General features: G+C 71.0%; 1 protein-coding gene. It reads left to right on the plus strand.

The window, feature by feature from the left end; genetic code table 11:
* Positions 1–9,768, plus strand: a 9,768-nt coding sequence (locus WAW17_RS02680) for an amino acid adenylation domain-containing protein (RefSeq protein WP_422331475.1), incomplete at both ends; no start/stop codon positions are given.

The raw sequence follows: 9,768 nt of genomic DNA on the forward strand, positions 1-9,768 counted from the left end.
GCTGACCGTGTTCGAGTCCTATCCGGTGGACCGCATGGGGTTGTCGGAAGACACCGACATCGGTGGCATGCGCGTCGCCGGGATCGAGGGGATCGACTCCACCCACTATCCGTTCACCCTGATGGCGCATCTTGACACCGGACTGCACCTGCGACTGCGGTACCAGCCGAACGTCTTCCAGAGCGAGTTCGCGGAGTCGGTGGCGGCCCGCGTCGCGCGCGTCGTGCAGATCCTGCTGTCGGACATCGACACACCCATCGCGCACCTCACCCTGCTGTCGGAGGCCGAACTCCAGGAGTACACCGCGGTGTCCGGCGCCCCCGCTGGGCCGCCGAGGACCCTGCCCGAGATCCTCACGGCGTCGGCCGGGAACCGGCCGGAGGCGCCCGCGCTCGTCTTCGACGGACGCGAGACGAGTTACCGCGAGCTCGACGAGCGGTCGAGCGCGCTGGCCCGCGTGCTCATCGACCGGGGTGCCCGGCCGGAGTCGTTCGTGGCGCTCGGGCTACCCCGATCACGAGAATCGGTGCTGGCGATGTGGGCGGTCGCGAAAGCGGGCGCGGCGTTCGTGCCCATCGACCCGAACTATCCCGCCGACCGCATCGAGCACATGCTGGCCGATTCCGCCGCGGCACTGGGTGTGACGACGTCTGCCTACCGGCACCGGTTGCCCGGTTCCGTGCCGTGGCTGGTGCTGGACGATCCGGCCTTCGATCACACGTGGGCCGCCGCATCGGCCGCCCGCGTCACCGACCTGGATCGCCGGTCGGTGCTCGACGTCGATCACGCCGCCTACGCGATCTACACGTCCGGGTCCACCGGCAGGCCGAAGGGCGTCGTCGTCACCCACCGTGGACTGGCGAATCTGCTCACCGAGCAGACCGACCACTACACCGTCACGCCCCACTCCCGGTGTCTGCACATCTGCTCGCCCAGCTTCGACGTGTCGATACTCGAACTCGTCCAATCGTGCGCCGCCGGGGCGACGCTCGTCATCGCTCCCCCCGACGTCTACGGCGGTGCGGAACTCGCAGTGTTGCTGCGGCGCGAACGCGTCACCCACGCCTGCATCACCCCGGCCGTCCTGGCCACCGTCGAGCGCGACGGCATCGAGCACCTCGAGGCGCTCGTCGTGGCCGGCGACGCCGTCGGCGACGAACTGGTCGCCGCGTGGGGTGCGGATCGGGCGATGTTCAACGGGTACGGCCCCACCGAGGCCACCATCCTGACCACGTTCAGCCGGCCGATGAGACCGGGCGAGCCGGTCACCATCGGGAGCCCCGTCCGCGGCATCGCGCTGTCCGTCCTCGACGCGCGGCTGCAGCCCGTTCCGGCCGGGGTGCCCGGCGAGTTGTACATCGCGGGACCGGCGCTGGCCCGGGGATACCACCGGCGGCCTGCGCTCACCGCGGAGCGGTTCGTCGCCAACCCCTTTGGCGGCGGCCGGATGTACCGCACGGGCGACGTCGTGCGGTGGCGTCGCGACCACACCCTCGAATACATCGGGCGCAGCGACTTCCAGGTGAAGATCCGCGGTCAGCGCGTGGAACTGGGGGAGATCGATTCCGTTCTCACCACCCACCCCCACCTCGACTTCGCCGCGACCCTCGGCCGGCCGGGCCCGCTGGGGGACACGGCACTGGTGTCGTACGTGCTGCCGCACGACGGCGAGGAGGTGGCCGCGCCGGACGTGCTCGCGTTCGCGGGCCGGATCCTGCCCAAGTACATGGTGCCCGCCGCGGTGGTCGTCCTCGACGAGATTCCGCTGACCCCCGTCGGCAAGCTCGACCGGAAGGCGCTGCCCGCACCGGAATTCACGTCGGCGACCATCGGGTACCGGGCGCCCACCACCCCGGTCGAAGAGGCCGTCGCGCAGGTGTTCGCCGACGTGCTCGGTGCCCCGCGTGTCGGTGCGGACGACAGCTTCTTCGAATTGGGCGGCGACTCGCTCAGCGCCACCCGGGCGGTCGCGCGCATCAACTCCGCCCTCGACGCCGGGATCGGCGTGGCCGCACTGTTCGACGCGCCGGTCGTCGCCGATCTGGCGGTCCGGATCGACTCGGCCGCGGCGGCCACACCGTCGGTGGCACTCGCCGCACGACCGCGCCCCGACCGGATACCGTTGTCGCTGGCGCAGCAGCGCATGTGGTTCGTCAACCAGTTCGACACGTCTTCGCCCGCCTACAACATCCCGATCGCCCTGCGACTGACCGGCGCCCTCGATCACGCCGCCCTGGTCGCTGCGGTCGGCGACGTCGTCGAGCGGCACGAATCGCTGCGCACCGTGTTCCCCGGGTCGGTCGACGGACCGCACCAGGTGATCGTCGATCCCGGGCGGGTCACCCCCCGCCTCGATCCGGTGGCCGTCGCCGGTGACCGCGCACTGCGGGATGCCCTCGCAGCCCTGGTCGGCGCCGGTTTCGATGTGAGCGACGAGATCCCGTTCCGTGCCCGGCTGTTCGAGTTAGGTTCGGGGCAGCACGTCCTGGCCATCGTGGTGCACCACATCGCCGCCGACGGGTTCTCCATGATGCCGCTGGCCCGCGACGTCATGCTCGCGTACACCGCCCGGACCGTGGGGGAGACACCCGGCTGGACCCCGCTGCCGGTGCAGTACGCCGACTACAGCGTGTGGCAGCGGGACTTCCTCGGTGCGGTGGACGAACCGGACTCGCTGATGTCGAGGCAATTGGGCTACTGGACGGACACACTGTCCGGTGCGCCCGAGATGCTGCAGATCCCGGTGGACCGGCCGCGCCCCGCCCGGCGGTCCTACCGCGGGGACGTCGTCGAGTTCGACGTCCCTACCTGGCTGCACCGTAAGTTGAACACGATTGCGAACCAACACAATTCGACACTGTTCATGGCGGTCCACGCGGCGTTCGCCGTTCTGCTGTCCCGGTTGTCGGGCACGGACGACGTCACGATGGGAACGCCCGTCGCCGGTCGCGGGCAGGCGGTGCTCGACGACGTGGTGGGCATGTTCGTCAACACGCTCGTCCTGCGGACGGTGGTGGACCCGCGGGCGTCGTTCGGTGAGGTACTCACCGCGGTCCGAGCCGCTGACCTCGGGGCGTTCGAGCACGCGGACATCCCGTTCGAGCGGCTGGTCGACCATCTCGCCCCCGGACGATCCACATCGCACACCCCGCTGTTCCAGGTGCTCATCGAATTCCGGAACGCGGAGGGCAACCACCTCGAACTGCCCGGACTCACCGTCGACTCGCTCGACGTGGACCTCGGCGTCGCGAAGTTCGACCTGGAACTGAGCCTGGCCGAACAGATCGACGCGGACGGCGCACCCGCCGGACTCGCTGCCGGACTGCGGTTCGCGACAGACGTGCTCGATCGCGACACCGTGGTCCGTTTCGGGGAACGGTTCCTCCGGGTGCTCGAGTCGGTCGCCGCTGCCACGGAGCTCCCGGTGGGCGACATCGAGATCCTGGACACGGTGGAGCGGGACCTGGTGCTGCCGGCGCTCGCCGAGCCCGCCACGCCGGACGCGACCCTGGCAGAACTGTTCGAGCAGGCCGCGGAGCGATCCCGGGGCGCGACGGCGGTCGTCTGCGAGGGCGTCTCGCTCACCTACGACGAGCTGGATACCCGGGCGAATCGTCTGGCGCGGTTGCTGATCGCGCGGGGCGCGGGCCCCGAGACCCTGGTGGCCGTTGCGGCCGCGCGATCGGTGGATCTGGTGGTGGCGCTGCTCGCGGTGGTGAAATCGGGGGCCGGCTATGTACCTGTGGATGTGACGTACCCGGCGGAGCGGCTCGCGTTCGTGTTCGCCGACGCCCGGCCGGTGTGTGTGCTGACCACCGAGGCCGAATCCGACGCGGTCCGGGCGAGCGGGGTCCCGCTCCTCCTCGTGGACAGCCCGGAGACGGCAGCCGAACTCGACCGCACGTCGCCGCTGCCGGTGACCGACAGCGACCGGACCGGTCCGCTGCGCCCGGACTCGGTGGCGTACGTCATCTACACCTCCGGCTCGACGGGGCAGCCGAAAGGCGTTCAGGTGGCGCACCGCAACGTCGTCACCCTGCTCGCGAACACGCAGCCGCTGTTCCGGTTCGATGCCTCCGACGTGTGGACCATGTTCCACTCGGCGGCGTTCGACTTCTCCGTCTGGGAACTGTGGGGTGCGCTGCTCCACGGCGGCCGGCTGGTGGTGGTCGACTACTTCACGACCCGCTCGCCCGGCATGCTCCTGCGACTTCTGCGGGACGAGAACGTCACCGTCCTGAATCAGACCCCCACCGCCTTCTACCAACTCGCCGAGGCGGACCGGGTCGCCGGCGCCGCCGAACTCGCCCTCCGCTTCGTGGTTTTCGGCGGCGAGGCCCTCGACCTGGGTCAGCTCACCCGCTGGTACGCGCGGCGCGTTGACACCGCCCCGGCGCTGGTGAACATGTACGGCATCACGGAAACCACCGTGCACGTCAGTCACCTGCCGCTGGACGAGGAACTCGTCGCGTCCGCGTCGGCCTCCGTGATCGGCCGTGCGCTGCCCGGACTGCGCGTCTACGTGCTCGACTCCCGCCTGCACCCGGTGCCGCCAGGAGTGGTCGGGGAACTCTACGTGTCGGGCGCGCAGGTGTCCCGGGGTTATCTCGGCCGGTTCGCGCTCACGTCGACCCGGTTCGTGGCCGACCCGCACACACCCGGTTCCCGGATGTACCGGTCCGGCGACCTCGGCCGGTGGAACGCGGACGGGCAGCTGGAATATCTGGGCCGCAACGATTTCCAGGTTCAGGTCAAAGGCTTCCGTATCGAGCTCGGCGAGGTGGAGTCGGCGCTGCTCGCCTGCGACGGCGTGGCGCAGTCGGTGGTGCTGGCGCGGCGCGAGCGACTGGTGGGCTACGTGGTGCCCGAGGCGGGCCGGGTGCTGGATCCGGCCGGAATCGTCGACACGGTCGGTGGGCGGCTGGCGGCGCACATGGTGCCCGCGGCGGTGGTGGTACTCGACGCCCTGCCCCTCACCGTGAACGGCAAACTCGACCGCCGGGCGCTGCCCGAACCGGACTTCGGACGGCAGGTGTCGCTCGGCCGCGCTCCGGCGACGGAGACGGAGCGGATCCTCGCCGGCCTGTTCGCAGAGGTGCTCGGCCTCGAATCGGTGGGCGTCGACGATTCGTTCTTCGCGGTCGGCGGCGACTCCATCATGTCGATTCAGCTCGTCACACGGGCGAAGGCGTCCGGGGTGGTGATCACCCCGCGGGAGGTGTTCGAACGCAAGACGGTTGCCGCACTCGCGGAGGTCACGACCGCGGGGGAGGAGACCGTCACGCTCGAGGAGTTGCCCGGCGGCGGCGTCGGCGAGTTCCCCCTGACCCCGATCGTGCACTGGATGCTGGGCAGGGAAGGCGATTTCCGGCGGTACTCCCAGGCCGCGCTGTTCGCGACCCCCGCCGCACTGGACGAGGACACGCTGACGGCGGCGATGCAGGCCGTTCTGGACCGGCACGACATGCTGCGCGCCAGGCTGTACCGGACCGACCGCGCCGAGCGCGGCGCGGCGATGGCGGTCGCGCCGCCCGGCTGGGTGCGGGCGACCGCGGTGGTGCGCACCGTGCCACAGGGCGCCGAGGACTCGTTCACCGATGTCGCGTCCCGCGAACTGGACGCCGCCGCGGGCCGGCTCGACCCGGCGTCGGGCGTGATGGTGCAGGCGGTGTGGTTCGCGAGCAGCGCGACACCGGCCGCCCCGGGACGGCTGCTGATCGTCGCCCATCACGTGGTGGTCGACGGGGTGTCGTGGCGCATCCTCGTCCCCGACCTCGCACTCGCCTGTGCCCAGGTGCTGTCGGGTGAGGCGCCCACCCTGCCCGCCACCGGTACGTCGATGCGCCGGTGGGCGCACGCCCTCACGGATGTGTCCCAGAAACCCTCTCGCACAGCCGAACTCGACCTGTGGCGGCGGATGCTCGACACCCCGGACCCACCGCTCGGGTCGCGGCCCCTCACCGCAACCGACATCCAGACCTCCGACGTCGAGGTCCGGATTCCCGCCGAGGTGACCGAGGCGCTGCTGACGACGCTCCCACAGGCCTTCCACGGGAGTGCCGGGGACGGGTTGCTGACGGCGCTGGCGTTGGCGCTCGTGCGTTGGCGCCGGGCGCGGGGGATCGAGTCCTCCGGCGCGCTGGTGAACCTCGAAGGGCACGGTCGTGAGGAACAGGTGGTTCCGGGCGCCGATCTCGCCCGCACGGTCGGCTGGTTCACCACAATCTTCCCGGTGGGCCTCGATCTGAGCGGCGTGGACGTCGATGACGCATTCGCCGCGGGCCCCGCCGCGGGTGCCGCGGTCAAGGCCGTGAAGGAGCGGTTGCAGTCGATCCCCGATCACGGCATCGGGTTCGGGCTGCTCCGCTACCTCGATGCCGAGGCGGGCCCCGAGCTCGCCGCCCTGCCGAGCGCGCAGGTGAGTTTCAACTACCTCGGCAGGCTCGGTTCCGGTGCCGCGCCGGACGGTGACTGGATGCCGGTCTCCGACGCGGGGCTCGCTGCCGCCGCACACTCCGGGCTGCCCGCCGCGGCCGTCGTCGACGTGAACGCCAGGACCATCGACACCGCCGCCGGTCCCGCACTCACCGCCACATGGTCGTTCCCCGTCGGGGTGATCGCCGCCGAGGACGTCGGCGAACTCGCGGGGCTGTGGGTCAGCGCGCTCGAGGCCCTCACCGTGCACGCCCGGGCGGGTGGAGGCGGCTTCACCCCGTCCGACCTGAACCTCGTCCGGCTCGGCCAGAGCGCGATCGACGATCTCGAGCGCCGCTACCCGGCGATGACCGACGTCTGGCTGCTGTCGCCGCTGCAGGCGGGCATGCTGTTCCACGCCGAACTGGCCGACGAATCGGTGGACGCCTACCTCGTCCAGTTGATTCTCGACCTCGGCGGCGACGTCGATGCGGCACGACTGCGCCGGGCCGCAGGCGCCCTCCTCGACCGTTATCCGAACCTGCGCAGCGCGTTCTGTCACGACGCCGAGGGTGGGGCCGTGCAGGTGGTCTCGGGCCGGGTTGCCGTGCCCTGGCGGGAGATCGACCTGAGCGGACGAAACGAGGACGCGGCGGCCGCCGAGATCGAGCGACTGCTGGCCGCCGACCGGACCACCCCCTTCGAGATGGCCACCGCACCGCTGATCCGGTTCCTGCTGGTGCGGACGGCCGGCGGCCGCTGCCGGATGGTGTCGACGAACCACCACATCCTGCTGGACGGCTGGTCGATGCCGCTGATGATCCGGGAACTGCTCACGCTGTACGCCACGGATGCCGACCTCTCGCCGCTGCCCCGCGTGCGGGACTACCGCGACTACCTGGTGTGGATGAGCGGGCGCGACACCGACCTGTCCGCGCGGGCCTGGGCGGACGCCCTCGCGGGGGTCGAGGAACCGACGCTGCTTGTCCCCGCCGACCGGGCTCGGCAGCTGTCGACCGTGTCGCGGGAGTGGGTGTTCGACCTCGACGAGGACCGGACCGACCGGCTGCGCGAATCCGCGCGCGCCCGTGGGCTCACCCTCAACAGCATTCTGCAGACGGCATGGGGCGTCGTGCTGGGGATGCTCATCGGACGCGACGACGTCGTGTTCGGCGCCACCGTCTCCGGCCGCCCGCCGGAACTCTCCGGCATCGAGACGATGGTCGGGCTGTTCATCAACACCGTGCCGGTGCGCGTCACGCTGCGCCCGGAGGAGACGCTCGGCGCGTTGCTGGGGCGGGTGCAGGCCGAGCAGGCGGCGATGCTCGATCACCACTACACGGGTCTCGCCGAGATCCAGGACGCCGCGGGTCCCGGCGTCGGGTTCGACACCCTCACCGTGTTCGAGTCGTATCCGGTGGACCGGGCCGGGCTGTCGGAAGACACCGACATCGCCGCGCTCCGCGTGACCGGCGTGGATGCCCGCGACGCCGCCCACTACCCGCTGAGCCTCGTCGCGTCGGCGGCGGCGAATCTGCACCTGAAGTTCGAGTACGTGCCCGACCTGTTCGCTCCCGGCGCGATCGAGGACATCGCCGAGCGGGTGGTGCGGGTGCTCGACGCCTGCACCGGACCCGACGTGCCGCTGGCCCGGCTGTCGCTGCTCACCGAGCGGGAACGTGAGGAGCTGGTACCGGTCCGCGGCGGCCCGGCCGGCTCCCTCCGCACGCTCCCGCAGATCTTCACGGACGCCGCCGCGGTCGACCCGGATGCGGTCGCGCTGTCGTCCGGCGAGGTCGAGGTGTCCTACCGGGAGCTGGACGAGCGGTCCAACCGGCTCGCCCGTGCTCTGATCGCCCGCGGACTCGGGCCGGAAATGTCGGTGGCCGTGGGTATCCCACGGTCGATCGAGTCGGTGCTGTGCGTCTGGGCGGTGGTCAGGACCGGGGCCGTGTTCGTGCCCGCCGACCCGCACTATCCGGGCGAACGCATCTCGCACATGCTCACCGATTCGGAGTGCACCCTCGGGCTGACGACGTCCGAGCATCGCGCCCGCCTGCCCGAGAACACCGGCTGGCTGGTACTCGACGACCCCGCGTTCGAGGCCGAGTGCGCGGCCGGATCCGCGGCACCGATCGACGACGGCGACCGCACGGCACCGGTCACTCTCGACACGGCCGCCTACCTCGTCTACACGTCGGGGTCCACCGGCAGGCCGAAGGGCGTGACCGTGACGCACCGCGGCTTGGACAACTTTGCGCGAGACCAACTCGCCCGATTCGGTGCGGACCCGAAGTCCCGGACGTTGCACTTCTCGACACCGAGCTTCGACGGATCCGTGTTCGAATACCTGCAGGTTTTCGGCGCGGCGGCGACGATGGTCATCGCGCCGCCCACCGTGTTCGGCGGCGACGAACTCGCCCAGCTGATCCGCGACCGCCGCGTCACGCACGCGTTCGTCACCACGGCGGCGCTCGCGTCCCTCGACCCCACGGGGCTGGATAGTTTCACCGACGTCGTCGTCGGCGGGGAGGCCTGCCCACCCGAACTCGTGTCCCGGTGGGCGCCGGGACGCCGGTTGTACAACGGGTACGGGCCGACCGAGGCCACGGTCATGTCCAACATCAGCGATCCCCTCACCCCGGGCGAGAGCATCACCATCGGCGGACCGATCCGCGGTGTCACGGAGTTGGTGCTGGATTCCCGGTTGCAGCCGGTTCCGGTCGGGGTTCCGGGGGAGTTGTACCTCGCCGGCGCGGGACTGGCGCGCGGCTACCACCGCCGCCCGGGGCTGACGGCGGAGCGGTTCGTGGCCGACCCGTACCTGCCCGGCGAGCGGATGTGCCGCACCGGCGACATCGTGCGCTGGACCTCCGAGCACACCATCGAGTACCTGGGCCGCAGTGACTTCCAGGTGAAGGTCCGCGGGTTCCGCATCGAACTCGGCGAGATCGACACCACCCTTGCGGCGGACCCCGACGTCCGGTTCGCGGCCACGGTCGCCTACCGCGGCCCGGCCGGGGACGCACTCCTCGCGTCCTACGTCGTGCCCGCGCCCGAGCGTGCCCTCGATACCGAGAAGATCGCCCGCCGCCTCGCGAGCAGGCTCCCGGCGCACATGGTTCCGTCCTCGATCACGGTGCTGGACGAGATCCCGCTGAACGCCGTCGGCAAGTTCGACCGCAAAGCCCTGCCCGCACCCGCATTCGACGTCGGCGCGGGGGAATACCGGGCACCCGCCGATCCGGTGGAGGAGACGGTGGCCGACGTCTTCGCGGAGGTGCTCGGACTCGACCGGGTGAGCGCGGATGCGGGATTCTTCGACCTCGGCGGCAACTCGCTGAGCGCGACCCG

This window comes from Rhodococcus sp. (in: high G+C Gram-positive bacteria) (assembly GCF_049286785.1).
GTDB lineage: Bacteria > Actinomycetota > Actinomycetes > Mycobacteriales > Mycobacteriaceae > Rhodococcus_F.